General features: G+C 65.5%; 22 protein-coding genes. 13 read left to right on the plus strand and 9 right to left on the minus strand.

All coding sequences use genetic code 11. From position 1 onward, the window contains the following. Positions 1-42 precede the first annotated feature (42 nt). The 4 genes from ACFOMH_RS04200 to gndA all read left to right on the plus strand — a co-directional run bounded on the left by ACFOMH_RS04200 (position 43) and on the right by gndA (position 4,174). Complete coding sequence (locus ACFOMH_RS04200) at positions 43-879, plus strand: amidohydrolase family protein (protein ID WP_377742816.1); 837 nt, start codon at positions 43-45, stop codon at positions 877-879. 37 nt (positions 880-916) lie between these two features. Beyond that, positions 917-1,675 (plus strand): SDR family NAD(P)-dependent oxidoreductase, encoded by a 759-nt coding sequence (locus ACFOMH_RS04205; RefSeq protein WP_377742818.1) that lies wholly within the window; start codon positions 917-919, stop codon positions 1,673-1,675. A gap of 8 nt (positions 1,676-1,683) precedes the next feature. Beyond that, entirely contained in the window at positions 1,684-2,646 is a 963-nt protein-coding gene (locus tag ACFOMH_RS04210; RefSeq protein ID WP_377742819.1) for an aldo/keto reductase, read from the plus strand. Between the two features lie 103 nt (positions 2,647-2,749). Next, on the plus strand, positions 2,750-4,174 hold the full coding sequence (gene gndA / locus ACFOMH_RS04215) for an NADP-dependent phosphogluconate dehydrogenase (RefSeq protein ID WP_377742820.1): 1,425 nt from the start codon (positions 2,750-2,752) through the stop codon (positions 4,172-4,174). A gap of 239 nt (positions 4,175-4,413) precedes the next feature. Here the strand turns inward: gndA and ACFOMH_RS04220 are convergent, their stop codons facing one another. The 3 genes from ACFOMH_RS04220 to ACFOMH_RS04230 form a co-directional block, all read right to left on the minus strand. Next, positions 4,414-4,917, minus strand: a complete 504-nt coding sequence (locus ACFOMH_RS04220; RefSeq protein ID WP_374425457.1) for a peptide-methionine (S)-S-oxide reductase — start codon at positions 4,915-4,917, stop codon at positions 4,414-4,416. Between the two features lie 275 nt (positions 4,918-5,192). Further along, complete coding sequence (locus ACFOMH_RS04225) at positions 5,193-6,815, minus strand: GMC family oxidoreductase (RefSeq protein ID WP_377742821.1); 1,623 nt, start codon at positions 6,813-6,815, stop codon at positions 5,193-5,195. A 40-nt stretch (positions 6,816-6,855) separates the two neighbouring features. Then, positions 6,856-7,578: an FCD domain-containing protein gene (locus ACFOMH_RS04230; protein ID WP_374425459.1), complete on the minus strand. Its 723-nt coding sequence runs from the start codon at positions 7,576-7,578 to the stop codon at positions 6,856-6,858. Between the two features lie 184 nt (positions 7,579-7,762). On the opposite strand from ACFOMH_RS04230, the gene ACFOMH_RS04235 reads away from it, so the two are divergent. From ACFOMH_RS04235 to ACFOMH_RS04270, 8 genes are all read left to right on the plus strand, one after another. Beyond that, positions 7,763-9,238: an aldehyde dehydrogenase family protein gene (locus tag ACFOMH_RS04235; protein WP_377742822.1), complete on the plus strand. Its 1,476-nt coding sequence runs from the start codon at positions 7,763-7,765 to the stop codon at positions 9,236-9,238. A gap of 56 nt (positions 9,239-9,294) precedes the next feature. Further along, positions 9,295-10,269, plus strand: coding sequence for an ABC transporter substrate-binding protein (locus ACFOMH_RS04240; protein WP_377742823.1), 975 nt, complete (start codon positions 9,295-9,297; stop codon positions 10,267-10,269). 79 nt (positions 10,270-10,348) lie between these two features. Beyond that, the gene (locus tag ACFOMH_RS04245; RefSeq protein WP_377742825.1) at positions 10,349-11,872 is read left to right on the plus strand and encodes a sugar ABC transporter ATP-binding protein; all 1,524 of its coding nucleotides are present in this window, start codon (positions 10,349-10,351) and stop codon (positions 11,870-11,872) included. Beyond that, entirely contained in the window at positions 11,869-12,819 is a 951-nt protein-coding gene (locus tag ACFOMH_RS04250) for an ABC transporter permease (RefSeq protein WP_377742827.1), read from the plus strand. The genes ACFOMH_RS04245 and ACFOMH_RS04250 overlap by 4 nt, the downstream gene beginning before the upstream one ends. Beyond that, positions 12,819-13,778 carry an ABC transporter permease gene (locus ACFOMH_RS04255; protein ID WP_377742829.1) on the plus strand — a complete coding sequence of 320 codons (960 nt, stop codon included), beginning with the start codon at positions 12,819-12,821 and terminating at the stop codon, positions 13,776-13,778. Before ACFOMH_RS04250 ends, ACFOMH_RS04255 begins: the two co-directional genes overlap by 1 nt. Positions 13,779-13,785: 7 nt before the next feature. Beyond that, complete coding sequence (locus ACFOMH_RS04260) at positions 13,786-14,880, plus strand: mandelate racemase/muconate lactonizing enzyme family protein (protein WP_377742831.1); 1,095 nt, start codon at positions 13,786-13,788, stop codon at positions 14,878-14,880. Positions 14,881-14,893: 13 nt separating this feature from the next. Then, complete coding sequence (locus ACFOMH_RS04265) at positions 14,894-15,922, plus strand: zinc-dependent alcohol dehydrogenase (RefSeq protein WP_377742833.1); 1,029 nt, start codon at positions 14,894-14,896, stop codon at positions 15,920-15,922. Next, the gene (locus tag ACFOMH_RS04270) at positions 15,919-16,677 is read left to right on the plus strand and encodes an SDR family oxidoreductase (protein ID WP_377742835.1); all 759 of its coding nucleotides are present in this window, start codon (positions 15,919-15,921) and stop codon (positions 16,675-16,677) included. Before ACFOMH_RS04265 ends, ACFOMH_RS04270 begins: the two co-directional genes overlap by 4 nt. Positions 16,678-17,170: 493 nt before the next feature. On the opposite strand, the gene ACFOMH_RS04275 is transcribed toward ACFOMH_RS04270, so the two are convergent. The 6 genes from ACFOMH_RS04275 to ACFOMH_RS04300 form a co-directional block, all read right to left on the minus strand. Then, positions 17,171-19,639, minus strand: coding sequence for a GcvT family protein (locus ACFOMH_RS04275; RefSeq protein WP_377742836.1), 2,469 nt, complete (start codon positions 19,637-19,639; stop codon positions 17,171-17,173). A gap of 90 nt (positions 19,640-19,729) precedes the next feature. Next, entirely contained in the window at positions 19,730-20,743 is a 1,014-nt protein-coding gene (locus ACFOMH_RS04280; RefSeq protein WP_377742838.1) for an ABC transporter ATP-binding protein, read from the minus strand. Continuing rightward, on the minus strand, positions 20,740-21,738 hold the full coding sequence (locus tag ACFOMH_RS04285; RefSeq protein ID WP_377742840.1) for an ABC transporter ATP-binding protein: 999 nt from the start codon (positions 21,736-21,738) through the stop codon (positions 20,740-20,742). Before ACFOMH_RS04285 ends, ACFOMH_RS04280 begins: the two co-directional genes overlap by 4 nt. Next, on the minus strand, positions 21,738-22,619 hold the full coding sequence (locus ACFOMH_RS04290; RefSeq protein WP_377742842.1) for an ABC transporter permease: 882 nt from the start codon (positions 22,617-22,619) through the stop codon (positions 21,738-21,740). Before ACFOMH_RS04290 ends, ACFOMH_RS04285 begins: the two co-directional genes overlap by 1 nt. Beyond that, positions 22,616-23,584 carry an ABC transporter permease gene (locus ACFOMH_RS04295; protein ID WP_377742843.1) on the minus strand — a complete coding sequence of 323 codons (969 nt, stop codon included), beginning with the start codon at positions 23,582-23,584 and terminating at the stop codon, positions 22,616-22,618. The genes ACFOMH_RS04290 and ACFOMH_RS04295 overlap by 4 nt, the downstream gene beginning before the upstream one ends. Before the next feature lie 57 nt (positions 23,585-23,641). Then, the gene (locus tag ACFOMH_RS04300) at positions 23,642-25,237 is read right to left on the minus strand and encodes an ABC transporter substrate-binding protein (RefSeq protein ID WP_377742844.1); all 1,596 of its coding nucleotides are present in this window, start codon (positions 25,235-25,237) and stop codon (positions 23,642-23,644) included. A 133-nt stretch (positions 25,238-25,370) separates the two neighbouring features. Between ACFOMH_RS04300 and ACFOMH_RS04305 the strand changes: the two genes are divergently transcribed. Further along, positions 25,371-25,991 (plus strand): helix-turn-helix domain-containing protein, encoded by a 621-nt coding sequence (locus ACFOMH_RS04305; RefSeq protein ID WP_374425474.1) that lies wholly within the window; start codon positions 25,371-25,373, stop codon positions 25,989-25,991. The last annotated feature ends 5 nt before the right edge of the window (positions 25,992-25,996 follow it).

Consider the following 25,996-nt stretch of genomic DNA (forward strand, 5'->3'; position numbering starts at 1 on the left):
GGCGGGGCCGCATTCCCGCCGGGGGCTTTCCGGGGCGCTTCCATGACACGGATCGACGCGCATCACCATTTCTGGAACCCCGCGCGCGGGGATTATGGCTGGATGCCGGCGGATGATCCGGTGCTGAGCCGGACCTATGGCCCCGCCGATCTGGCGCCGGGGCTGGCGGCGACCGGGATCGGGCGCACGGTGCTTGTGCAGGCCGCGCCCAGCGTGGCGGAAACCGACTATCTTCTGGGCATCGCGGATGCGACCGATCATGTTGCCGCCGTGATCGGCTGGATCGACTTTGAGGATCCGCAACAGATCGAGACCCTGCGCCGGCTGGCGCGGCACCCCAAATTCCGGGGCGTCCGGCCGATGATTCAGGATATTGCCGATGACGACTGGATGCTGCGCGCGGATGTGCAATGGGCGTTCCGTGCCATTTGCGATCTGGATCTGAGCTTTGATTGCCTTGGCTTTCCGCGCCATATGGCGAATTTTCTGGTGCTGCTGGAACGCTATCCGGGGATGCGCGCGGTGCTGGATCACGGGTTGAAGCCGCGGCTTGGCGATGCCGACCCGGCCACCTTTGCCTTTTGGGCCGAGGGCATGGCGCGGCTGGCGGCGCGGACCGATGCCCGCTGCAAGCTCTCGGGCCTTGTGACCGAGGCCGATCAGACCCCCGACGAGGCGGGGCTGCGGCCCTATAGCGATCATATTCTGGCGGCCTTTGGTCCCGAACGGGTGATGTGGGGGTCGGACTGGCCGGTGCTGCGGCTGCGCTGCGAATACCGGGACTGGCACGACATGGCCCTGCGCCTGTGCGCGCATCTGTCGGATGCGGGCCGGGCGGCGGTCTTTGCCGGCACGGCGGCGGAATTTTACCGGATCTGACGAGGGACCGGGTCTGATGAGGGGGAAGGATCGGAACATGGCGATGCAATTCGGAATTTATCCCAGCCTGAAGGGGCGGACGGTGTTCATCACCGGGGGCGCCTCGGGGATCGGGGCGGATCTGGTGCGCGAATTCGCGGGCCAGGGGTGCCGTGTCGGTTTCGTCGATCTTGATGTCGGGGCGGCGACGGCGCTGGTCGCGGCCACGCCCGGCGATATCGCGTTCGAGCCCTGCGATCTGCGCGATATCGCGGCCCTGAAAGCCGCCTTCGCGCGGCTCAGGGAACGGCTGGGCCCGGCACAGGTGCTGGTCAACAATGCCGCCCGCGACGACCGCCATGACTGGCGCGAGGTGACGGCCGAATATTGGGACGAGCGCGCCGCCACCAATATCCGGCACATGTTCTTTGCCATTCAGGCCGTCGCCCCCGACATGATCGAGGCGGGCGGCGGGTCGATCGTGAACATGGCGTCGCTGTCATGGATGATGCCCATGGGCGGCTTTCCGGCCTATGCGACCAGCAAGGCGGCGGTGCACGGGCTGACGCGCAACATGGCGCGCGATCTTGGCCCGTATCGCATCCGGGTGAACACGGTCGTGCCCGGCTGGATCATGACCGAACGCCAGAAAGAGCTGTGGCTGACCCCCGAGGCGATGGAGGCGCATCGCGACCGCCAATGCCTCAAGGACATGATCGAGCCGGTCTATGTCGCGCGCATGGCGGTGTTTCTGGCCTCGGACGACGCGGCGATGTGCACGGCACAGAATTTCATGGTCGAAGGCGGCAGCATCTAGGGGGGAACATGGACAAACGACCCATCGGCGGGACCGGGCTCAAGGTCACGCCCATCTGTTTCGGAACCTCGGGGCTGGGCGACATGCCGGCCACCTATGGCTATTCGGTCGATGAGGATCGCGCCCGGGCCACCGTGACCGCGATCCTGGACGGCCCGGTGAACATGCTCGACACCTCGAACAATTACGGCTTTGGCCGCAGCGAGGAACGCATCGGCGCCATCATCCGCGAACGCGGCGGCCTGCCCGATGGCTTCGTTCTGGCCACCAAGCTGGACCGCGACATGACCAGCGGGCGTTTTGACGCCGACCGCGTCCGCCGCTCGGTCGAGGAAAGCCTGACCCGGCTGGGGCTGGACCGGCTGGATCTGTTGCATCTGCACGATCCCGAATATGCCCGCGATCTGAATGAGATCACCGGCAAGGGCGGCGCGCTGGAAGAGCTTTTCAAGCTCAAGGCCGAGGGGCTGGTCCGCGCGGTCGGGCTGGCCATGGGCCGGATCGACATGATGTTTCCGATCCTGCGCGCCTGGCCCTTTGACGCGCTGGTCAGCCATAATCGCATGACGCTGGTCAACCGTTCGGCGGATGCGATGTTCGACTATGCCCATGGCGCGGGCATGGCAATCCTGAACGCCGCGCCCTTCGCCGGCGGCGTATTGGCCAAGGGCAGCGCCGTCATGCCCCGCCTGACCTATCAGGAAGCCAGCGACGAGGCCCTTGCCGGCATCCGCCGGATCGAGGCGATCTGCGCCGAATATGGCATCGCGCCGGGGGCGGCGGCGTTGCAGTTTTCGATGCGCGACCCGCGCGTGACCTCGACCATCGTGGGGGTCAGCAAGCCCGAGCGCGTCCAGCAGGTGCTGGACTGGGCCTCGGCGCCGATCCCGCAGGCGGCATGGGACGCGCTGGCCGCGTTGCCCCATGACATGACCGACCCCGAGGCCACGCGCACCTATCGCGCCGGCTGACGCGGCGATTATCTGCCCCCGGCGCATCGACATCCGCCGGGGGATGTCCCATGTTAGCGCCGGAACACGGCCCGGGAGGCCAGTCAGAAAAGCGGGAGTACGGATGATGCAGGATCGCGTGAATTACGGGTTGATCGGCTTGGGCACGATGGGGGCGGCGCTGGCGCTGAACATTGCCGAAAAGGGTTATCCCATCGCGGTCTTCAACCGGACCGGTACGGTCACGGATGAATTCATCGCCTCGGCCGGCGATCTGGCCCCGCATCTGACCCCGGCCCATAGCTTGCAGGATCTGGTCGCGGCCATCACGCGTCCGCGCACCATCATCCTGATGGTGCCCGCCGGCCCCGTGGTCGATGCCCAGATCGAGGCGCTGGCGCCCCTGCTGGACGAGGGGGATCTGATCATCGATGCCGGCAATGCCAATTTCACCGATACCGAGCGGCGCACCGCCGGGGCGCGGGATGCGAAATTCGACTTTATCGGTATCGGCGTATCCGGCGGGGAAGAGGGCGCGCGGCATGGCCCCTCGATCATGGCCGGGGGCGAGCCCGCGCATTGGCAGCGCGTCGGCCCCATGCTCGAGGCGATTTCGGCCAAGTACAAGGGCACGCCCTGCGCGGCGCTGATGGGGCAGGGGGGCGCCGGGCATTTCGTCAAGATGGTCCATAACGGTATCGAATATGCCGATATGCAGATGATCGCCGAAACCTATGCCTTGATGCATGACGGGCTGGGCTGGGATGCCGCGGAGGTCGCCGAAACCTTTGAGACCTGGAACAAGGGCACGCTGGCATCCTATCTGGTCGAGATTTCGGGCAAGGTGGCGCGGGCGGTGGATCCGATCTCTGGCGGTCCGATGCTGGACGCCATCCTTGACGCTGCCGGCCAAAAGGGCACCGGCCGCTGGACCGCGATCGAGGCCCAGCAGCTGGGCGTGCCGGTCCCGGTCATCGAGGCCGCGGTGGCCGCGCGCAATATCTCGGCCCGGGTCGATACGCGCGCGCGGGGCGCCGGGGTCTTTGGCGCATTGCCGCATCCGCTGGCCGCAGGCGCGCTGGATCGCGAGGTGATCGAGGGCACGCTGATCGCGGGCAAGATCCTGTGCTATGCGCAGGGCTTCGAGATGCTGGCAAAGGCGGCCGAACAGTTTTCATGGTCGCTGCCCATGGCCACCATCGCCCGGATCTGGCGCGAGGGCTGCATCATCCGGTCGGACATGCTCAATGACATGGCCAGCGCGCTTGAGGCGGCCCCGGACGGGAACCTGATCTTTGCCGAACCCTTTACCGGCATGCTGCGCAAGCATGAGCCCGCGCTGCGCCGGACCGTCATCGCCGCGACTCAGGCGGGCATCGCCGTGCCGGCGCTGTCGGCGGGCCTCTCGTGGTTCGATCTCATGCGCACGCCGCGCATGCCCGCGAACATGATCCAGGCGCAGCGGGACTTTTTCGGCGCGCATGGCTTTCAGCGTCTGGACGGCCGCGACGCCCCGCACGGCCCCTGGGCGCACGGCGCGCAGGGCTGATCCAAGGGGCGCGGCCGGGAGCTGTCCGGTCGCGCCATCCGTGCAGATAGCGCATTGCGGCCCGCCGATGCCGACCCGGTGCGATCCGGTTTGCGGCGGGGCGGATCCGGCGCCGGTCGTGATGCGCCGGTTGTCGCGGGCTTGACCACCCCTCGTTTCCGATCCGCCGCAAAGCGGATCGGGATTTTCCCGCGGGCTTTGGTTCTCCGCCGTTCCGGGGGCGCGCCCCGGACGGCATCTCACACCTTGGTCGCGGCCCCCGCTTGCAGGGCTGCGAAGCGCTGTCGCAGCATGGCCAGTTTCGGCTCGATATAGGCGTCGCAAAACGGCCCCTCGCGGTTGCGGGTGTAATAGTCCCTGAACCGCGCGTCCGAGGCCTTGAAGGCCCGAAAGGGCAGGATTTCGGTCACAAAGCTGCTATCCGTCTGTTCTGCGATCGCGTCGATGATCCGGCGCGCATCCGCGCCATCGGCGGTGTCATGGACATAGACGGCGCTGCGATATTTGCCGCGCATCTTGTGGCGCGAGCTGCTGGAATGGGTGGCCAGATGTACCGCGATCAGATCCTCGAAGGCGATCACGGCCGGATCCCAGGTCACCGCCACCGCCTCGGAAAAGCTGTCATGCGGCGCGTCTGAGGCGATGAAGCCCTGTGAAACCTCAAGCACGCCGCGAAGCGACTGGAACACGGCCTCGGTGCACCAATGGCAGCCGCCGCCAAAACCCGCGCGTTGTTGTTTCATTCCTCAGACCTCGACCGATGGGACGCCGCGCGCCAGCTTGCGCCGCGTCTGATAGCACATGTCGGTCAGGATGGCGGCGCTTTCGATCATCACGACTTTGACAGCATGGCGATGCCCATGCCCGCAAAGGCGGCGGCGATCCGGGTTTGACGCGGGCGTTTTGACCCGCCGCGACGTGAACGCGACTTGGAGGGCTGGGATGTCCCCACGTGACCGGCGTGCATCCCTGCGGGCGTGGAGCGAGAATGCGGCATGCCCGAGGGGCGTATGTGCCCTCACGCCCCGCGCACGAATGCCGCGCAGCGGTCGCCCAGCATCATCGCCGGCGCATTGGTATTGCCGGCATTGATGTCGGGAACGGCGGACATGTCGGCGACGCGCAGTCCCTCGATCCCGCGCACGCGCATCCGCGCGTCCAGAACCGCCATCGGGTCGCCATCGGCCCCCATCCGCGCGGTCGAGGCCGGATGATAATTGGTTTTGACAAAGCGGCGGCAATGCTGGGCCAGCGTTGCATCGTCCAGCGCCGCCGGGTCGGGAATGGCGATCCGCTTGATGCGTTCGGCCAGCGGCCCGGTCTGGAAAGCACGGACAAAGAACCGCTGCCCGGCGATCATCGCGGCCATATCGGTCGGATCCTTCAGAAGGTTCGGACTGACCAGCGGCTTGTCGGCCGGATTGGCCGAGCGCAGCCGCACCTCGCCCCGCGACCGGGGCTTCACGACCACCGTGGTCACGGTCAGGCCATAGGTATCTTCGACAAGGCTTCGCGTGTCGCGGTCCAGATAGACGATGGGCACGCAAAAGGCCTGAATCGTCGGCTCGGCCGTAGGGTCGTCGGGGTTGACGAAGGCGCCGGCCTCGACCCCCGCCGACAGGATCGGACCCGAGCCGAACAGCTTGAATTGCAACCCGTTACGGATCATCCGCCAGCCGACGCCTTGCTTGAAATAGCCATAGGGGCCGTTCGCGGTGGCGATGATCGGCACTTCGGGATGGTCGATCAGGTTCTGCCCGACGCCCGGCAGATCGGCCAGAACCTCAATGCCGTGTTCGCGCAGATGATCCGCCGGGCCGATCCCCGACAGCATCAGCAATTTCGGCGTGATCAGCGCGCCCGAGGTCAAGATCACCTCGCCGCGCGCAAAGCTTTCATGCAGCGTGCCGGCCTTGTCACGCCATTCTACACCGACGGCGCGGCCGTTTTCGATCAGGATCCGCTCGGCCCGCGCCTCAAGGCGCAGGGTCAGGCGCGGATCCCCCTCGATCGGCGACAGAAAGGCATAGGCGGCCGATGAGCGCCGGCCATGCCGGTTCATGAACTGGTAGAATCCCACGCCCCGCTGCGAGGCGCCGTTGAAATCGGGGTTGAATGGTTCGCCCAAGGCCTGCACCGATTGCACGAACCAGCGCGACATCTGGTCGATATGGCCGGGGTCCGAAACCTTCATCTGACCGCCCGCGCCGTGATGTTCGTTCAACAGGCGGTTGTTGTCCTCCATCCCGCGGAAATGCGGCAGGACGGCTTTCCATGACCAGTCGGCGCCATCGTTATTACCGCGCAGCTCGGCGTCCCATGCGTCGTAATCCGACGGGCGCCCGCGCATATAGACCTGCGCATTGACCGACGATCCGCCGCCCAGCACGTTCCCTTGCGGAATGTCATGGGCGCGGCCGTTCAGATGCGGCTGCGGCACGGTTGTGTGATATTCCATGAATTTCGAGCCGTTGATCATCTTGAAGATGCCCGGCGGCATGTCCAGCAGCGGGTGGCGGTTGGAATGCCCGCCCTCAAGCAGCAGGACCCGGCAGCCGCCTTGCGCCACCAGCTGCCCCGCCGCCACGCAGCCGGCCGAGCCGCCGCCGATGACGATATGGTCGAATTCCTCACGCGCCATGGGTGATCCTTTCCTTCGCGGCAATCGGCTGGCGGGGTGATCAGAGGTCGTCGAACGTGCCCCGCACATATTCCCATGCGGCATTCAGATGGGCGTTCAACGCGGCCTCGGCGCCATCGGGATCGCGGTCGCGGATGGCGTGATAAATGTCGGAATGGCGCAGAAAGTTCACCCGGTTGCGTTCGGGCGACCGCTCCATCTTGACCCAATGCGGTTCCAGCCAGCCGGTAAAGGCCTTGTGGATCGACGGCAGGATCGGGTTTTTCGGAATCTCGTAAAGCACGGCGTGAAAGGCCACGTCGGTGCGATAGAAGCTTTCGCTGTCCGGGATCGCGGCTTCATTGGCGGCCAGCGCCAGCTTCAATGCCTCGACATCCGCTTTTCGGGCGTGCTTGGCCGCGTGACGCACCAGCGCCGCCTCAAGCAGGATACGGATGTCGTATAGGCTTTTGACCCCGCCCGATTGCGCCAGCAGAAAGCCCACGACGCCGCTGGCGGCGGCAAGCGCCGCGTCATAGCCGGGGCGGCGGACCACCGGGCGAAAGCGCGGCTTGCATTCGACAAGGCCGCGACTGGCCAGCGTCGCCACCGCCTCGCGGACCACGGTGCGGCTGACGCCGAAGGTTTCGATCAGGTCGCGTTCCGGGGGCAGGGGGCCGCCATCGGGCAGTTCGCCCGCCGCGATGCGCGATTCGATCACCTTGACCACGGCATCGGCGGCACGGCTGCCGGCGGGTTTGCTGGGGGCTGTCTGGGTGGTCATGGGTGGCTCGATTGGTGGGTTTGGTCCGATCATAATGACATACCATAACTTGGCAATATCTATATTTTGGTCCGCGTAAAATTAGTGATGTCGACGTTCTTTGGCGAAAATTCAAAATTTTCTTGACCAATGTCCGATTCGTGTCGTTAATCACCTCAAGTTTTGATCATACCAAAATAAGGCGATGCTCGTGCTGCAAGGACTCACTCAACTCGTGACCGAAGGCCGGCCTGTCGCCGCGCAGATGTTGATCGGCGGCCGCTGGGGCAAGGCCGCGACCGAGGGGCATCAGGTCGAAAACCCCGCCGATGAAAGCATCATCGCCATCACCCCCGCCGGCGACGCCGACACCGCCGCCGAGGCGCTGGCGGCGGCGCGCCGCGCGCAACCGGGCTGGGCCGCGCGTCCGGCGGTCGAACGTGGCCGGGCGGTTCATGCCATTGCCGATGCCGTCCGCGACAATGCTGACCTGCTCGCCCGCATTGTGGTGATGGAACAGGGCAAGCCGCTTGCGCAGGCGCGCGGCGAGGTTGGCGCGACCGAGACCTTTCTGCGCTATGCCGCCGAACAGGCCCGCCGGGTCGAGGGCGAGATCCTGCCCGCCGATGCGCCGGACGAGGAAATCCAGATCCGCCGCCTGCCGCATGGCGTGGTGGTCGGGCTGACCGCCTGGAACTATCCGCTGGCGCTGGCCGCGCGCAAACTTGGGCCGGCGCTGGTCGCGGGCAATGCCTTCATCCTGAAGGCGCATGAATTCACGCCGCTGTCGGGGCTGGCGCTGGCGGCGCTGGCCGAACAGGCGGGTCTGCCGCCGGGGCTGTTCAACGTCGTGACCGGCGACGGGCGCACCTTGGGCCGGGCGCTGGTCGAGGGCGCGGATATGGTCACCATGACCGGCTCGACCCGCGCGGGGCGCGAGATCTATGCGGCGGGCGCGGCGCAGATCAAGAACCTGCGGCTGGAGCTGGGCGGCAAGGCGCCCTTCATCGTGATGGAGGATGCCGATATCGACCGCGCGGTTGAGGCGGCGGTGATCGCGCGTTTCACCAATTGCGGCCAGATCTGCACCTGCAACGAGCGCATGTACCTGCACCGTGCCATTGCCGACGAATTCATGGACAAGTTCACCGTCCGCGCCGCCGCGCTGAGCATCGGCATGCCCCTGACCGATCCCGATCTTGGGCCGAAGGTCAGCGGCGGCGAGGTCGAGAAGGTCGAGGCGCTGACGGCTGCTTCGATCGCCGCCGGGGCCGAGGTTCTGCTGCGCGGCGGGCCGCTGCGCGTAGGGGCCTTTGCGCGCGGTCACTGGATGGCGCCGACGGTGCTGCGGACCGACAGCAATGACCTGCCCGTGATGCGCGACGAGGTTTTTGGCCCGGTCGTGGCCGCGCTGGCCGTCGATGGGTTCGATCAGGCGCTTGCGCTGGCCAATGACAGCGAATTCGGGCTGTCGGCCTATGTCTGGACCCGCGACCAGCGTCGGGTGATGGCCGCCGCCGCGCGGCTGAATTTCGGCGAAATCTACTGCAACCGCGCCAATGGCGAATTGGTGCAGGGGTTCCATTCCGGTTGGGGCCAGTCGGGCCTGGGCGGAGAGGACGGGAAACACGGCTTCGACGGCTATCTGCGCAAGAAGACCATGTATCTCAACTGGGCCTGATCGGGGCTCGACGGCAACGCGGTCCGCAAAGGATCGCTTCTTTGGGAGGAGAAGACATGAAAAGACGTATTCTGATGGGCGCGGTCGCCCTGTCGATGTTGCTGCCGGCCGGAATGGTGCTTGCGCAGGACCTGCCGGCGCTGGCGGTCAAGGACAAATACAAGGTCGGCTTTGCCCAGACCGAAAGCAACAACCCCTGGCGCATCGCCCAGACCAAAAGCTTTCAGGACACTGCCGCGACCTGTGGCTGGGATCTGGTGCTGACCGATGCCGGTGGCTCGGCCGCCAAACAGGTTGCCGATGTCGACAGCATGATCGCGCAAGGCATTGACGTGCTGTTCCTGCCGCCCCGCGAGGAAAGCCCGCTGATCCCCGCCGTCATGCGCGCCAAGGCGGCCGGTATCCCGACCTTCCTGGTCGACCGCTCGGTCGATCCGAATGTGGCGCAGGCCGGGCGCGATTATGTGTCCTTCCTTGGCTCGGATTTCATCGATCAGGGCGGCCGCGCGGCGGACTGGCTGATCAAGAACTTCAAGGGCGACAAGGGCGTTATCGTCGAGCTTGAGGGCACGACCGGATCCTCGCCCGCCAATGACCGCAAAAAGGGCTTTGACGATGCCGTCGCGGCGGATGCCCGCTTTTCCATCGTCGCCAGCCGCTCGGGCGATTTCGCCCGCGACGAGGGCCGCAAGGTCATGGAGACGCTGCTTCAGGCCCATGCGGATGTGAACGTCGTCTATGCCCATAACGATGAAATGGCCATCGGTGCCATTCAGGCGCTGGAAGCTGCCGGCCGCAAGCCGGGCGAGGATGTGACTGTCGTCTCGATCGACGGGACCCGCGATGCGCTTCAGGCGATCATCGACGGCAAGATGGGCGTCACGGTCGAAAGCTCGCCCTTCTTCGGGCCGCTGGCCTGCGACACGATGAAGAAATACGCCGCCGGCGAAAAGATCGAGCCCTGGGTCAAGGTCGAGGATCGCATCTTCACCAAGGAGAATGCCGCCGAGCATATCGGCGAGGCCTATTGATCGCAGCATCGGGCCGGCGCCGCGCATCACTGCGGCATCGGCCCGGTCATCCGACCATCCGCATCCTTACGGCAGGCACATGAGCGATCCTCTTTTGCAGATGACCGGGATTACCAAGGCCTTTGGCGGCGTTCCGGCGCTGTCGGATGCCTCGCTGGTGATCCAGCCGGGCGAAGTCCATACGCTGGTCGGCCAGAACGGTGCCGGCAAATCGACGCTGATCAAGATCCTGACCGGGGTCTATCGCCGCGATGGCGGCACCGTGCGCTGGCAGGGGCGCGAGATCGACCTGAAATCCCCGCGCGAGGCGCAAGAGGCCGGGATCGCCACCATCTATCAGGAACTGACACTGGTGCCGCAGCGCACGGTGATCGAGAATATCGTCCTGGGCTATGAACCCAAGACCCGCCTTGGCATGATCGACTGGCGTGCGGCCGAGGCGCGCACCCGCGATGTGCTGTCGCGCTTTGGCATCGATCTGGACCCGCATCGCGCGCTTGGCAGCTATCCGACCGCGATCCAGCAGCTGGTGGCCATCGGGCGCGCGGCCTCGATGGATGCGCGGCTTCTGATCATGGACGAGCCGACCTCATCGCTGGATGAGCGCGAGGTCGAAGTGCTGTTCGGCGTCATCCGCCAGCTGAAGGCACAGGGCACGGCGGTGATCTATATCAGCCACTTCCTCGACGAGCTGTTCGAGATCTGCGACGGCGCCACCATCCTGCGCGACGGCCGCACCGTCGGCACCGCGCGCATGGCCGATCTGACCAAGCTTGATCTGATCGCCGGCATGCTGGGCCGCAGCGCCGAGGATATTCGCCGCGCCGGCATGACCGAGCTGGCCGGCAGTGGCTCTGCCCAGACCGAGGGCCGCCCGGTGATCGAGGCCGTGGGCCTGTCGACTGGCCACCGCCTGCGCAATCTGGACCTGACGGTCCGCGCGGGTCAGATCGTGGGCCTTGCCGGGCTTTTGGGCTCGGGGCGGACCGAGGCGGCACTGGCGCTTTTCGGCATGGACCCGCTGACCAGCGGCCGGATGGCACTGGACGGGCACCCCGCTGCCATCACCTCGCCCCGCGGGGCAATCGCCGGGGGCATCGGTTTTCTCAGCGAGGACCGCAAGACCGAGGGCATCATCCCCGACCTTTCGGTGCGCGAGAACCTGACCCTTGCCCTGTTGCCGCGCCTGTCGCGCATGGGCGTGATCGACGAGGCGCGCGAACGCCAGATCGTCGAACAGTTCATCCGCGCGCTTGGCATCAAGACCGCGCATATGGACCAGCCGATCCGTCAGCTTTCGGGCGGCAACCAGCAAAAGGTGCTGCTGGGCCGCTGGCTGGCGATCGAACCGCGCTTCCTGATCCTGGACGAGCCGACACGCGGCGTCGATGTCGGCGCGAAACGCGAGATTCAGGCGATCATCCGCGAGCGCGTCGAACAGGGCTGCGCCATCCTGCTGATTTCCTCCGAGTTCGAGGAACTAATCGAGGGCGCTCACGACATCGTGGTCATGCAGGACGGCCGCAGCGTAGCGCGCCTGTCCAATCCCGGCGTGACCGAGGATCAGCTGATCCATGCCATGGCGGCCGGAGGTGCGGCATGAACCTGCGCCTCGACCGGCAATTGACCGGACTACTGGCCGCTCTGGCGGTGCTGATCCTGCTCAACATGGCTGTCACCCCGAATTTCCTGAACATGCAGACGCTGGCCGTGAATGTCAGCCAGGTTGCGACCATCGCCATCGTGGCGCTGGGCATGACGCTGGTCATCGCCTCGGGCGGGATCGACCTTTCGGTCGGCTCGACCATGGCGGTGGCGGGGGCCTTGGCGCCGATCATCTTTCTGTCGGACTGGGCGGTGGGCAGTCCGGGGCTGGGGCTTGCGGCCTCGATCCTGCTGCCGCTGATCGTCGCGGGCTTCTGCGGGCTGTTCAACGGCGTGCTGATCAGCGTCTTCGGCGTGCAGCCGATCATCGCCACGCTGATCCTGTTCATTTCGGGGCGCGGCATCGCGCAGGTGCTGACCAACGGCAATCTGCAGACTTTCCACAACCCATCGTTCACATGGCTGGGCACCGGGCGCATCCTTGGCCTGCCGGTGCAGGGCTGGATCGCGCTGGTCTTGACGTTGGTGCTGGCCTGGACCGTCCGGCGCACGATCTATGGCCGCTATCTGCTGTCGGCGGGCGGCAATGAGCGCGCGGCGATCATGGCGGGCGTGCCGGTGGCGCGGGTCAAGATCGCGACCTATGTCATCGCCGCCGTCCTGGCCGGTCTTGCCGGGCTGATTGTCGTCGCGATCAATTCGGCCTCGGACGCCGCGCGGATCGGTCAGTTGATGGAATTAGACGCCATTGCCGCCGCCATTGTCGGCGGGGCCGCGCTGGCCGGTGGACGCGCGCCGATCCTTGGCACGCTGCTGGGCGCCGTCTTCATTCAGTTGATGGGCTATACGCTGATCGCCAACGGCATCTCGGACGAGATGACGCTGATTGTGACGGCGGTGATCATCGCCGTGGCCGTCTGGCTGCAACGCGGGCGGAGGGCGTGATGAAAAAGCTGTTGGGGGATGGCCATGTCGCCGTCTGGGTCGCGCTTGTCCTGCTGATCGTCTTTGGCACGCTGCGCTACGACAATTTTGCCTCGGCTTATAACCTGTCGTCGTTTCTGGGCTATAACTCGATGTTCGTGCTGATCTCGGTCGGCATGTGTCTGGTGATCATGACCGGGGGGATCGATCTGTCGGTTGGCACGGTTGCCGCGCTGGCCAGCGTGGTCGCGGCCCAGCTTTCGCCGCATGGGCTGATCGTCGCGCTGCCTGCGGGCCTTGCCGCCGGGCTGGCGGCGGGGGCGCTGAACGCGGGCATGATCTCGGGACTGCGGCTGCCGCCCTTTATGGCGACGCTGGCCACGATGCTGGCGGCCAAGGGCGTGGCGCTGCGGCTGTCGGACAACCGCACCGTGCCGGTGGATTGGGCCAGCGACTTCACCAAGCTTGGCATGAACAAGGTCGGCGCGGTCCTGCCCTGGACCATGCTGATCGCGCTGGTCGTCGTCGTCATCGCCTGGGTGATCGTCGAGCGCACGTCGCTGGGCCGCACCGTGCTGGCCATCGGCGGCAATGCCGAGGCCGCGCATCTGATGGGCCTGAAAACCCGCCGGGCCGAAATCTTTGTCTATGTGTTCTCAGGCGCCTGCGCCGGGCTTGCCGGGGTGTTCCTCGCCTCGGGCTATGGCGCGGGCCAGCCGCTTGAAGGCGCGGGCTGGGAACTGGCCGCCATCGCCGCGGTGGTCGTCGGCGGCACGCTCTTGACCGGCGGCATGGGATCGGTTCCCGCGACCGTCGCCGGGGCGCTTCTGTTCGGCGTGGTCTTCAATCTTCTGAACTTCGAGAACGGGCGTGGCACCATCAGCCTGTCTGCCCATTGGCAGTCGGTCATTCGCGGCCTGTTCCTGCTTGTCGTCATCCTGTTGCAGGTCCGCTTGGCGCGGCCCGCCGCCAAGAAATGAGGTCATCATGCCCCGCATCACCGATCTTGAAGCCCGGCTGTTTCGCGTCCCGCTGCCCGAGGTGATGTCGGACGCCAAGCATGGCGATCACACCCATTTCGAACTTGTCACGGTGACGATCACCACCGAGGACGGGCACCGCGGCACCGGCTATACCTATACCGGCGGCTTTGGCGGGCGCGCCATTCTGGCCATGGTGAACCACGACCTGCGGCCCTTCCTGCTGGGCAAGGACGCAACCGGCATCGATGCGCTTTACGACGCGATGCAATGGCGCGTCCATTACGTCGCGCGGGGCGGGATTGCTTCCTTTGCGATCTCGGCCATCGACATCGCCCTGTGGGATCTGCGCGGACAGCGCGAAGGTCAGGCCCTGTGGCGCATGGCCGGGGGTGCGTCGAACCGCAGCCGCGCCTATCGCGGGGCGATTGACCTGAACTTCTCGCTGGAACGCTTGCTCGCCAATGTTCAAGGTTTCATCGACGAGGGCTATCAGGCGGTCAAGATCAAGGTCGGCCAGCCCGACATGCGCGACGATTTCCGCCGGGCCGAGGCGGTGCGCGATCTGCTTGGGCCCGACCGCGCCTTTATGGTCGATGCCAATTACGGCTGGTCGGTCGATCAGGCCATCACCGCCGCGCGCGGCTTTGCGCCCCTGAACCTTCTGTGGTTCGAGGAGCCGACCATTCCCGACGATTATCAGGGTTATGCCCGCATCCACGCTGAAACCGGCGTGCCGCTGGCCATGGGCGAGAACCTGCATACGATCCACGAATTCGAATATGCGGTGGCCCAGTCGCGCTGCGCCTATCTGCAACCCGATGCGTCCAATTGCGGCGGTATCACCGGCTGGCTGCGTGCGGCGCGGCTTTGCGCCGAACACGGCATTCCGGTCTGTTCGCACGGGATGCAGGAACTGCATGTCAGTCTGGTCGGCGCACAGCCAAATGCCGGCTGGGTCGAGGTGCATTCCTTCCCCATCGATCAATATACCACCCGTCCGCTGGTGCTGGACGGTCTCCATTGCATCGCCCCCGACACCCCCGGCACCGGCGTCGCCTTCGACTGGTCGCGCCTCGCGCCCTTTGCCATCCACTCCTGAAAGGACCCGATCCATGACCCATCCCGCCGCATTCTATCGCGGTGACCGGCATTTTGCCGTCGGCACCATGCCCGCGCGCCAGCCCGGCCCCGGCGAGGTCGCAATCGACGTGGCCTATGTCGGCATCTGCGGCACCGACCTGCATGTGTTTCACGGCAATATGGATGCCCGCGTCGGCAAGAACCGCGTCATCGGGCATGAGATGTCAGGCACCGTGGCCGAGGTCGGCCCGGACGCGGGCGACTTCGTCCCCGGCGAGCGGGTCGTCGTGCGCCCGCTGCATCCCTGCGGCAGCTGCCCGACCTGCAAGGCGGGTCACGCCCATATCTGTCAGAACCTGAAATTCCTTGGCCTCGATACCGATGGCGCGATGCAGGGGCGCTGGATCGTCCCGGCCTTTACGCTGCATCGCCTGCCCGAGGGCCTGTCGCTTGAGGTGGCGGCTCTGGTCGAGCCGCTGGCCGTCGCCGTTCATGACGTGCGCCGCGCGAGGCTCAAGGCGGGCGAAACCGTGCTGGTCATCGGGGGCGGCCCCATCGGCATGCTGATCGCCATGGTCGCGCAGGCCGAAGGCGCAAACGTCATCCTGTCCGAGATCAACCAGAACCGTCTGGACATGGCCGCCGCCATGGGGGTCGAGGGGCTGAACCCGCGCGAGGTGAATGTGGCCGAGGCGGTGCATGAGCGCACCGGCGGCGCCGGCGCCGATGTCGTCTTCGAGGTCTCGGGCACCCAGCCCGGCGTCGATCTGATGACCGATGCGGTGCGCGCGCGCGGCCGCATCGTCATGGTCGCCATTCACGCGAAAAAGGCTGAGGTCGATCTGTTTCGCTTTTTCTGGCGCGAGGTCGAGATGCTGGGTGCCCGCGTCTATGAACCCCAGGATTACGACCGCGCCATCGCCATGCTGGCCGAAGGCCTGCCGGTCGGCCGCCTGATCACCGACCGCTATCCGCTGGCCGAGGTGCAGGCCGCGTTCGAGGCGCTGGACGGCAACCCCACGGCAATGAAGACACTGATCCAGATCGGAGGTGCCGCATGACCCTGTTTGACCTGACCGGCAAGACCGCCCTTGTGACCGGCGCGCGGCGCGGCATCGGTGCCGGCATGGCGCTGGCACTGGCCCGTGCGGGCGCTGACATCATCGGCGCCTCGGCCAGCATGGCGGCGGACGGGGGCGAGGTCGGCGCGCAGATCCGCGCGCTTGGCCGCAGCTTTACGGGCCACTCGGTCGATTTTTCGGACCGTGCGGCGCTGAAAGCCTTTGCCGCCGGGATGGAGTCCCAACCCATCGACATCCTCGTCAACAATGCGGGCACCATCAAGCGCATGCCCGCCGCCGACCACCCCGAGGAATGGTGGGACGAGGTGATCGAGACCAACCTGTCCGCGCAGTTCTTGCTGAGCCAGGCGGTCGGGCGCGGCATGATCGCGCGCGGGCGCGGTGGCAAGGTGATCTTTACCGCCTCGCTTCTGACCTTTCAGGGCGGGATCAACGTGCCGGGCTATGCCGCCTCCAAGGGCGCGGTCGGGCAGCTGACCATGGCGCTGTCGAATGAATGGGCCGCGCATGACATTCAGGTCAATGCCATCGCGCCCGGCTATATCGCCACCGACAATACCGAGGCGCTGCGCAACGATCCCGACCGATCCGCGGCGATCCTCGCGCGCATCCCCGCGGGCCGTTGGGGGCGCCCCGAGGATTTTGCCGGCCCGATCGTCTTCCTGTCCAGCGCGGCCTCGGATTACATGACCGGCGCGATCCTGACGGTGGATGGCGGCTGGATGGGGCGGTAACTCGCCGCCGGACGAGGGATCCAGGGCGTTTTCGGCCAGCTTTTCGATCCTGTTCGAGTGCCAGAGGGTTACGGATGATTGCGATTTGCGTGCCATTTTGTGCTGGGACAGGATTCGCCTTGTGAGCCCCGTATGATAGCCGGCCCGTTCTCTGGCAGGTGTCAGGCTGTGAACGTGCCGTTCGAATGGTTCGAAACCGGGCCGCTTTGGTATTACAGGCAAAATCTTGAAGCCACCAAAGGCGTGGACGGCCCGGGGATAACCCGGGCTGTCCGCTTCACGATGGCCTTGGGGAAGGCGTGCGGCCGAACCCGTTCCGTGCCATGCTGACCGCGCGCTTTGCACCTGTCGGGATCTGATTGAGTCGGGAAGCCCACCGGTCTCTGGTCGCCGCTGGATGAAAGCCCCGCGGCGGGTCGCCGTCACTGATGCCTACAGGCGGCCGCGACAAGGTCAGCACGAAGCTGTCGCGCCGCGCCAAACCACGCCGCGCCTACGCTTTCGTCCGTTCCGAACGCGGATCGTAGAGGGGTTTCAGCGACGCCTCTGCCGCGAAGCGGGTGCCCGCCACCTCGATCTCGTAATGCGATGCCAGCACCGAGGCCGCGTCCTCCCCCGCGCAGGCGAGGTAGCCAAGGCCGATGGCCCCGCCGAGCGTATGTCCGTAACTGCCCGAGGTCAGATGACCGACGATCCGACCGTCGCGCAGGATCGGTTCGGCGTGATAAAGCAGCGGCTCGGGATCGGTGAGGCGGAATTGCAGCATCCGGCTGGTCAACCCTTCCGTTTTCTTGCGCAGAACCGCGTCGCGGCCGATGAAATCGGGCTTTTCGGTCTTTACCGCAAAGCCGAGACCGGCTTCGAGGACGTGGTCCTCTTCGGTGATGTCATGGCCGAAATGGCGGAAGCCCTTTTCGATGCGGCAGGAATCCATCGCGTGCAGGCCGCAGAGCCTGAGATCGAAAGCTGCGCCGGCATCCAGCAGGGTTTCGAGAACATGCGCCCCCTGATCGGTGGGCATGTAAATTTCCCAGCCCAGTTCGCCGACGTATGAGACGCGATGCGCACGGGCCTGGCCCAGCCCGATGTCGATGCCCTGCGCGGTGCCAAAGGGATGCGCCTCGTTCGACCAGTCGTGCCAAGGGGCCGCTGCCTGCATCAGCTCACGCGCCCTTGGCCCCATGACGGCGAGGACCCCTTCGGAGGCGGTGACGTCGATCAGTGAAACGGCATGGTCGCCCCGGTGGCGCGTCAGCCAGCTGAGATCGCGCACCGTCGTGGCGGCGGGGGTGACGACCAGATAGCGCGTCTCGGACAGGCGGGTGACGGTCACGTCGGCCTCGATGCCGCCGCGATCGTTGAGGAACTGGGTATAGACGATCTTGCCGGCCGGCACCGCCATTTCGGCGCCGCAGACGTAATTGAGAAAGCGTTCGGCGTTGCGGCCGTCGACGATGATCTTGCCAAAGGAGGTCATGTCGTAAAGGCCGACATTTTCACGGATCGCGCGATGTTCGGCGGCTGAATTGTCGAACCAGTTCTGCCGTTTCCAGGAATAGGCATAGACCGCGTCCTGACCCTTGCCGGCGAACCAGTTCGGGCGTTCCCAGCCGGCGGTTTCACCAAAGACCGCGCCGCGTGCGGCAAGCATTTCGTGAAAGGGCGCGCGCCGCACGCCGCGCGCCGTGGCCTTTTGGCGATAGGGGAAATGATCGGCGTAAAGCAGGCCCAGCGTCTCTTTCGCGCGCTCTACCAGATAGGTGCGGTTGCCCATGAAGGGCTGCATGCGGCGGATGTCGACATCCGATAGATCAAAGGGCGGATAGCCATGTTCCATCCAATGCGCCAATGCCATGCCAGCCCCGCCGGAGGATTGGATGCCCACGGAATTGAAGCCGGCGGCGACGAAATAGCCGGCGATCTCGGGGGCCTCGCCGAGGTGATAGGCGTCGTCGGGGGTGAAGCTTTCGGGACCGTTGAAGAAGGTGTGGATCCCGGTGCTTTCCAACAGCGGCACACGGGTCACGGCCTTTTCGAGGATCGGCTCGAAATGCTCGAAATCCTCGGGCAACTGGTCGAAGCAGAAATCCTCCGGGATGCCGTGCATGCCCCAGGGCTTGGAGACCGGCTCGAAGGCGCCGAGAAGGATCTTGCCGGCATCCTCTTTGTAATAGGCGCATTCGTCGGGCACGCGCAGCACCGGAAGGCGGGCAAGGCCGGGAATGTTTTCGGTGACGATATAGAAGTGCTCGCAGGCCTGTAGCGGAATGTTCACCCCATTGCGGCGGCCGAGCTCGGCGGCCCACATGCCGGCACAGTTCACCACGAAATCGGTGGCGATGGTGCCGCGCTCGCCTGTTTCGACGGACTGCCACTCGATGCCAGAGACCGCGCGCCGGCCGCCCCGAAGCGTCTCGGTGACGGTGGTGACCTTGACGTTTTCGCGGATATGGGCGCCGCGCATCCGGGCCCCCTTGGCCAGCGCCAGCGCGATATTGGCCGGATCGCCCTGACCATCCTTTGGCAGATAGACGGCCCCGGCAAATCCGTCGGTGTTCAGATGCGGATAGAGCGCTTTCAGATCCGTTTCACCCAAGGGTTCGACCTCGACCCCGAAGGCGCGGGCCATCGAGGCCTGACGATAGATTTCTTCGCGGCGTTCCCCGGTCAGGGCCATGGTGATCGAGCCGTTGCGGCGAAAGCCGGTGGCGACGCCGGTCTCGGCTTCGAGTTCGCCGTAAAGCTCCTGCGAATACTTGCTGAGCCGGGTCATGTTGCGCGAGGCGCGAAGCTGGGCGATCAGCCCGGCGGCGTGCCAGGTCGTGCCCGAGGTAAGCTGTTTGCGTTCAAGCAGGACCACGTCCTTCCAGCCGAGCTTGGCGAGGTGATAGGCAACCGAGCAGCCGGCGATGCCGCCGCCGATGATGACGGCGCTGGCGTGTTTCGGAAGGGAAATGGTCATGTCGGGGTTCTCCTGGGGCGGATATCGGGCAAGGGTGGGACCTGCGCTTGCCGGTAAAGCGTCAGGGCGGGGGACAGGTCGGGCGGGCGATCAGCCCGAGGGGGCCGCACGGAACAGCGCCTCGCGCGCGGCAACCACCTCGGGGTCGTTTGCCCGGTGACAGGCTACGGCGTGACCCTCGCCGGTATCGGCCAGCGGCGGCGCGTCCTGGCGACAGCGGTCCTGCGCATGGGCACAGCGCCCGGCGAAGCGACAGCCCGAGGGCGGCGCGATCGGGCTGGGCGGGTCGCCGATAAGCCGGATCCGGCTGTCGGTGCCGCCAATGGCATGGGGCGAGGGGACCGCCGAGATCAGGGCGTGGGTGTAGGGATGCGATGGCCGGGTAAAGATCTGTCGGCGGGTGCCGGTCTCGACGATCTGGCCCAGATACATCACCGCGATCCGGTCGCAGAGATGCTGCACCACCGCGAGATCATGGCTGATGAACAGATAGGACAGGCCGAGATCCCGCTTGAGCCGGGCCAGCAGGTTCAGGATCTGCGCCTGAATCGCCACATCGAGGGCCGAGACAGGTTCGTCGCAGATGATGAGGCGCGGCCGCGAGGCAAGGGCGCGGGCAACGCCGATCCGCTGGCGCTGGCCACCCGAGAACTGGTGCGGGAACAGCTCTTTCTGGTCGGGGCGCAGACCGACGAGGGCGAATAGCTCGTCGACGCGGGCGGCGCGTTCGGCGGGTGAGCCGACCTTCAGCAGGTCGAGCGGGCGGCGCACGATGGCCCCGGCTCGTTCGCGGGGATTGAGCGAGGCATAGGGGTCCTGGAAAACCACCTGCACGTCGCGCCGCGCCGCTTTCAGCGCCTCGCCTTCGATCCTTGTGATGTCCTGGCCGTTCAGCCGGATCGTTCCGGCCGTGATGTCGTTCAGCCGCGCACAGGCCAGCGCGGCGGTGGTCTTGCCCGAGCCGCTTTCGCCGACAAGGCCGAAGGCGACCCCGGGGGGCAGCACGAAGGAAACGCCATCGACGGCGTGAACCTTGCCGCCGCCGGCAATCGGGTAGTGCACCTTGAGGTCGGTCACTTCGAGAATGTTCTGGGCGCCGTTCATGCCGTGGCCTCCGTTTCCAGCCAGCAGGCCGCGGCGCGGCCATCGCCGACCGTCGTCAGCAGCGGGTTTTCGGTCCGGCAGCGGGCCATGGCGTGGGCGCAGCGCGGGGCGAAGGCGCAGCCGGGGCGGTTCAGTTCCCACGGAGAGGGAACGACGCCGGGGATCTCGAAAAGCGGTGCGGGCTGGTCCTCGGGCGGCATGTGCAGGCGCGGGATGCAGGAGACGAGGCCGCGCGTATAGGGGTGGCGCGGGTCGCGGATGAAATCGGCGACCGGCCCCGCCTCGATCTTGCGGCCGGCATACATCACCATGACGCGGTTGGTCATCTGCGCGACGACGCCGATGTCATGGGTGATAAGGATGATCGCGGCGCCGATCCTTTGCTTGAGTTCCTGAAACAGGTCGAAAACCTGTGCCTGCACCGTCACGTCCAGTGCGGTCGTCGGCTCGTCCGCGATCAAAAGCTTGGGTTCGCAGACCAGCGCGATGGCGATCATCACCCGCTGGCGCATGCCCCCCGAAAGCTGGTGCGGAAAGTCATGCGCGCGTTTGTCGGGCGAGGGGATGCCGACAAGATCGAGCATCTCGACCGCGCGCGCCCAGGCCTTGGCGGGGCTCAGGCCAAAGTGAACGCGGGCGGTTTCGGCGATCTGTTCGCCGATGGTATAGACCGGGTTGAGCGAGGTCATCGGTTCCTGAAACACCATCGAGATGTCGTTGCCGCGCACCTCGTTCAGACGGCGTTCGCCGGCCTGCACGAGGTCCTCGCCCTCAAAGAGGATCTGGCCCTTTGAGATCCGGCCCGGCGGGCTGGGCACCAGGCCCAGCAGCGACAGGGCGGTGATCGACTTGCCGCAGCCGGATTCACCGACGATGCCCAGCGTGTCGCCATGGTCGAGATCGAAAGAGAGGTCGCGCACCACCGGGATATCTTCGCCTTCGGTGCGGAAGGTGATCTCGAGGTTGCGGACCGAAAGAAGCTTGTGGCCGGTCATCAGCGCTGTCTCAGCTTGGGGTTGAAGGCATCGTTCAGGCCGTCCCCGATCAGGCTGATCGCAAGCACGGTCAGAAAGATGCAGAGGCCGGGAAAGGTGACGCCCCATGAGCTGTCGAGGATATAGGGGCGGTTGTCGCCGATCATGCGGCCCCAGCTGGTGGCATTGGGATCCGAGAGACCGAGAAAGGAGAGACCGGCCTCGAACAGGATCGCGGTGCCGATGCTGAGCGCGGCGACCACGATCAGCGGCGGCGCGGCGTTGGGCAGGATCACCCGCCAGATCAGCCGGGCGTTTCCGGCGCCGATGGAGCGCTCGGCTTTCACGAATTCCATCTCGCGCAAGCGCATGAACTCGGCGCGGGTCAGGCGGGCGGTCGAGGTCCAGGAGACGACGCCGATGGCGACGGCGATGTTGATCAGCGAGGGCGAGAACAGCATGACCACCACCATCGCGAAAAGCAGGTTCGGCAGCACCTGAAAGAATTCGGTGATGCGCATCAGCACGTCATCGACCGTGCCGCCGAAATAGCCCGCAAGCGCGCCGACGGTGATGCCGATCAGCACGGTCAGCAGGGCGGCGGCAAGGCCCACGGTCAGCGTCACCCGGCCGCCATTGATAAGACCGGCCAGCAGGTCGCGGCCGAGATAGTCGGTGCCAAGCAGGTATTCGGATTCGCCGGGCGGGGTCAGCGGCATCCAGACCATCTCGCGCGGGGGGACGGTATAGACATATGGGCCGAACACCGAGACGAGGACGATCACGGCGATGATCGCAAGACCGAAAAGTGCCGAATGGTTCTGCCGGAACATGCGCCAGGATTGCAGGCCCGGAGAGACGGCTTCGGGCGCGGCGGGGGGATTGGTCGGGGGGGCGGTCATCGGGCTTTGATCCTTGGGTCGACGCGGCGATAGACAAAATCGGTGACGAGGTTCATCACCACCACCATCAGCGCGGAAAAGAACAGGATGCCGAGCAGGGTCGGCGTGTCGCGGCGCAGGATCGATTCAAAGGCCAAAGTGCCAAGGCCCGGCCAGGCAAAGACCGTCTCGACCAGCACGGCGCCCGAGATCACCTGCCCGAATTGCAGGCCGGCAAAGGTGACCACGGGCAGGATCGCGTTGCGCAGGGCGTGCTTGTAGATGACCATGCGCCTGGGCAGCCCCTTGGCGCGCGCGGTGCGGATATAGTCCGAGCCAAGCACTTCCAGCATGCTGGTGCGCGAAAGACGCGAATAGAAGGCCAGATAGATCAGCGCCAGTGTCAGCGCCGGCAGCACGAGGTGGTGCAGCACGTCGAGGATGTGAAAGAGGCCGGTGCCATCCGAGTCCGGGCTCGACATCCCCGAGATCGGTAGCAGCGGGACCGAGACCGACAGCATCAGGATCAGCATGATCCCCACCCAGAAGACCGGCGCCGAGAAGCCGGCAAGCGAGATCACCGTCACCAGATGGCTGAGCACCGAGCGGCGGCGCTGGGCGGAAAACACGCCCAGAACGGTGCCAAGGACGATCGCGGAAAAGAGCGCGGTCGTCACCAGCAGGATCGTCGGGCCGATGCGCTCGGCGATCAGCGCGGTGACCGGCTGGTCGTAATAGAGTGAATGCCCGAAATCGCCCTGTGCGATGCGGCCGAGATAGGTGCCGAGCTGCACATAGAGTGGCTGGTCGAGGCCAAAGCGGGTGCGCAGGTCGGCGATCTGTTCGGGCGTGGCACCGCCCATTTCGCCGACCAGAGCCTCGACCGGGTCGCCGGGAGCAATGTGGATGAGCGTGAAGTTCAGCGCCAGCACCGCCACGATCAGCAGCAGGGCGTTCAGGAATTTGCGCAGGGGTCCCTTGAACACGGGCAATCCTTTCGAAGGGGTTGCCTGGCCGGCCCATACGGGCCGGCGATTGGCGGATCACTTGTCGAGATAGACGTCGTAAAAGGGCGACAGCGCACCGAAGGGCGAGTCGGGCAGGTTCGCCACGCCATCGCGATAGACGGTCGCCGAATAGTCCTGCGGCATGTAGATAAAGACGAGGTCTTCCTGAACCTTGCGCTGGATATCGGCATAGAGCGCCTTGCGCCTGGCCGTGTCGGTTTCGACCGCGGCGGCGTCAAGCAATGTGTCGAGCTCGGGGTTGCAGTAACCTTGGGTGTTCGACCAGATCACGTTCTTGATGTTGTCGCATTCAAAGTGACGATGCACGCCGATGGTGGGGTCGGGATAGTTGAATGAACCGTTCATCGTGGCATCGTAATCCCAGCTCGATACCCGATTGACCCAGGTGCCAAAGTCGGGCGACTTGCGCAGTTCGACATTGATCTTGAGCTTGGCAAGCTGGGCCTGAATGTATTCGGCCATCGGCACATGGGCGGCGGCCGCCCAGCCCGGCACGTCCAGCACAAATGAAAAGCGCGAGCCATCGGCGCCAACCGGGTAGCCGGCGGCGTCGAGCATCGCGGCCGCCTTTTCCATGTCGGGTTCATAGATCGGAACATCGGCCGAATAGAACCGGTTGCCGGTGTGCAGCGGCCCGGTGCCGGGAACGGTGCGGCCGCCGAAGATCACCTTGGCAAGAAATCCCGTATCGATGGCATGGGCCAGCGCCTCGCGCACCTCGCGCTTGGAGAACGGCTCTTTGCGCAGGTTCATCTCAAGATAGTGGACATAGCCGATGGCCTCATAGCCGTCGGTCGTCACATTCGTGCCCTTGGCCTTTTCAAGCCGCGAGGCGTCGGTCGGACGGATGCCGGCAAAGGGCGCATAATCGATTTCGCCCTTTTCCAGCATCAGCACGGTGGTCAGCAGATCCTTGACCACCGGGAAGACGATCTTGTCGAGATGCGGCTTGCCCTCGATGAAAAAGTCCGGGTTCTTGACCAGCACCAGACGCTCGGCCGGGTTGTTTTCCTGAACCTTGAAGGGACCCGAGCCGACCACGTCATCCATGTTGCGCGGATGGGTCTTGATGTCCTGGCCATCGCCATAAATGTGCTTGGGCAGGATCGGCATCAGCAGCGGCTGAAGCGAATAGAGCAGGCCGGGAACCGGCTTGGCGAGGTGAAGGACGACCTTGTCGGGCGCGGGCACCTCGATGCTTTCGACATTGCCGAACATCGCGCCGCCAAAGGAGTGGTTGGCCCGGACGGTCTCAAGCGAGAATTTCACGTCCTCGCCTGTGATCGGCTGGCCATCGTGAAACCTGGCACCGTCCACCAGATCGAAGGTCACGGTGAGCTGGTCGTCAGAGACCTGCCAGCTGTCGGCGAGATAGGGCTGGACCACAAAGTCCTTTCCGACCGTCACCAGACCCGCAAAGATCTGCGAACCCGGCGCCCCGGTGGCAGAGCCGGACTGCACCGCGGGGTTCAGCGTGCGGTAGCCGGTGGTGAAGGAATTCAGGGTGCCGCCATCCTTAGGGTCGGCCTGTGCGACATGCACGAGGCTGGTGGCGGCGACCAGCGCCACGGGCGCGGCTCTGGTAAGTCGTCTGACCAGTCGTTCAAGCATTTTCTGTTTCCCTGTTGGCAGCCGAATGATTCACAGAAGTGAAATTTTCGATTCAATTTTTCACAGCTTGTCAGTACAGCGAAATAATGCAACAAAATTTTCACCTATCCAGAAATCTGCCGGGTGAAAGAAGATGAGTCCGAAAACGGCAAGCAGAAAGAACCTGGCCATTGCCGTTGGGCACGCGGCCAGCCCGAACCATCCGGTCGGGCGCCAGATCCGCGAACTGCGCCGCTCTCGCGGGTTGACCTTGACCGATGTGGCCAATGCCATCGGCCGTTCGGTTGGACATCTCAGCGAGCTGGAGCGCGGGGTCACTCCGATCACGCTCGACACGCTCGACAAGATTGCCCGCACGCTGGACGTTTCGATCAGCTGGTTCTTCTCGGCGGCCTCGGCCGAGGAACTGCCCGAAAGCAAGTTCGTGGTGCGCCGGGGCGCGCGGCGCGAGATCAACCTCAGCCGCTCGGGCGTGCGCGAGGAACTGCTTTCGCCGCACCTGACCGGCGGTCTGGAGATGGTGCTGACCACCTTTGCCCCCGGTGCCGGCACCGGCGAGGGGGGGCGGATGCGCCGGGGCGAAGAGGGCGGATATGTCGTGTCCGGCCAGCTTGAGCTGCGCATCGACGACCAGACCATCCTGCTTGAGGCCGGGGACAGCTTTCAGATGACCGAGATCGGCCGCCACTGGTGCCACAATCCGGGGGCGGTGGATGCGGTGATCGTCTGGTCCTTCAAATCGGCGAATTACTGACCACG

The sequence above is a fragment of the Paracoccus mangrovi genome, from assembly GCF_042648425.1.
Classification (GTDB): Bacteria; Pseudomonadota; Alphaproteobacteria; order Rhodobacterales; family Rhodobacteraceae; genus Paracoccus; species Paracoccus mangrovi.

What these genes read in the sequence shown, in the direction of transcription:
- ACFOMH_RS04265 (WP_377742833.1), top strand. Translation starts at nt 14,894, where the DNA reads ATGACCCATCCCGCCGCATTCTATCGCGGTGACCGGCATTTTGCCGTC.
- ACFOMH_RS04225 (WP_377742821.1), bottom strand. Translation starts at nt 6,815, where the DNA reads ATGGCGCGTGAGGAATTCGACCATATCGTCATCGGCGGCGGCTCGGCC.
- ACFOMH_RS04275 (WP_377742836.1), bottom strand. Translation starts at nt 19,639, where the DNA reads ATGACCATTTCCCTTCCGAAACACGCCAGCGCCGTCATCATCGGCGGC.
- ACFOMH_RS04300 (WP_377742844.1), bottom strand. Translation starts at nt 25,237, where the DNA reads ATGCTTGAACGACTGGTCAGACGACTTACCAGAGCCGCGCCCGTGGCG.
- gndA (WP_377742820.1), top strand. Translation starts at nt 2,750, where the DNA reads ATGATGCAGGATCGCGTGAATTACGGGTTGATCGGCTTGGGCACGATG.
- ACFOMH_RS04200 (WP_377742816.1), top strand. Translation starts at nt 43, where the DNA reads ATGACACGGATCGACGCGCATCACCATTTCTGGAACCCCGCGCGCGGG.
- ACFOMH_RS04205 (WP_377742818.1), top strand. Translation starts at nt 917, where the DNA reads ATGGCGATGCAATTCGGAATTTATCCCAGCCTGAAGGGGCGGACGGTG.
- ACFOMH_RS04210 (WP_377742819.1), top strand. Translation starts at nt 1,684, where the DNA reads ATGGACAAACGACCCATCGGCGGGACCGGGCTCAAGGTCACGCCCATC.
- ACFOMH_RS04280 (WP_377742838.1), bottom strand. Translation starts at nt 20,743, where the DNA reads ATGAACGGCGCCCAGAACATTCTCGAAGTGACCGACCTCAAGGTGCAC.
- ACFOMH_RS04245 (WP_377742825.1), top strand. Translation starts at nt 10,349, where the DNA reads ATGAGCGATCCTCTTTTGCAGATGACCGGGATTACCAAGGCCTTTGGC.
- ACFOMH_RS04220 (WP_374425457.1), bottom strand. Translation starts at nt 4,917, where the DNA reads ATGAAACAACAACGCGCGGGTTTTGGCGGCGGCTGCCATTGGTGCACC.
- ACFOMH_RS04290 (WP_377742842.1), bottom strand. Translation starts at nt 22,619, where the DNA reads ATGACCGCCCCCCCGACCAATCCCCCCGCCGCGCCCGAAGCCGTCTCT.
- ACFOMH_RS04285 (WP_377742840.1), bottom strand. Translation starts at nt 21,738, where the DNA reads ATGACCGGCCACAAGCTTCTTTCGGTCCGCAACCTCGAGATCACCTTC.
- ACFOMH_RS04250 (WP_377742827.1), top strand. Translation starts at nt 11,869, where the DNA reads ATGAACCTGCGCCTCGACCGGCAATTGACCGGACTACTGGCCGCTCTG.
- ACFOMH_RS04240 (WP_377742823.1), top strand. Translation starts at nt 9,295, where the DNA reads ATGAAAAGACGTATTCTGATGGGCGCGGTCGCCCTGTCGATGTTGCTG.
- ACFOMH_RS04260 (WP_377742831.1), top strand. Translation starts at nt 13,786, where the DNA reads ATGCCCCGCATCACCGATCTTGAAGCCCGGCTGTTTCGCGTCCCGCTG.
- ACFOMH_RS04305 (WP_374425474.1), top strand. Translation starts at nt 25,371, where the DNA reads ATGAGTCCGAAAACGGCAAGCAGAAAGAACCTGGCCATTGCCGTTGGG.
- ACFOMH_RS04255 (WP_377742829.1), top strand. Translation starts at nt 12,819, where the DNA reads ATGAAAAAGCTGTTGGGGGATGGCCATGTCGCCGTCTGGGTCGCGCTT.
- ACFOMH_RS04235 (WP_377742822.1), top strand. Translation starts at nt 7,763, where the DNA reads ATGCTCGTGCTGCAAGGACTCACTCAACTCGTGACCGAAGGCCGGCCT.
- ACFOMH_RS04270 (WP_377742835.1), top strand. Translation starts at nt 15,919, where the DNA reads ATGACCCTGTTTGACCTGACCGGCAAGACCGCCCTTGTGACCGGCGCG.
- ACFOMH_RS04230 (WP_374425459.1), bottom strand. Translation starts at nt 7,578, where the DNA reads ATGACCACCCAGACAGCCCCCAGCAAACCCGCCGGCAGCCGTGCCGCC.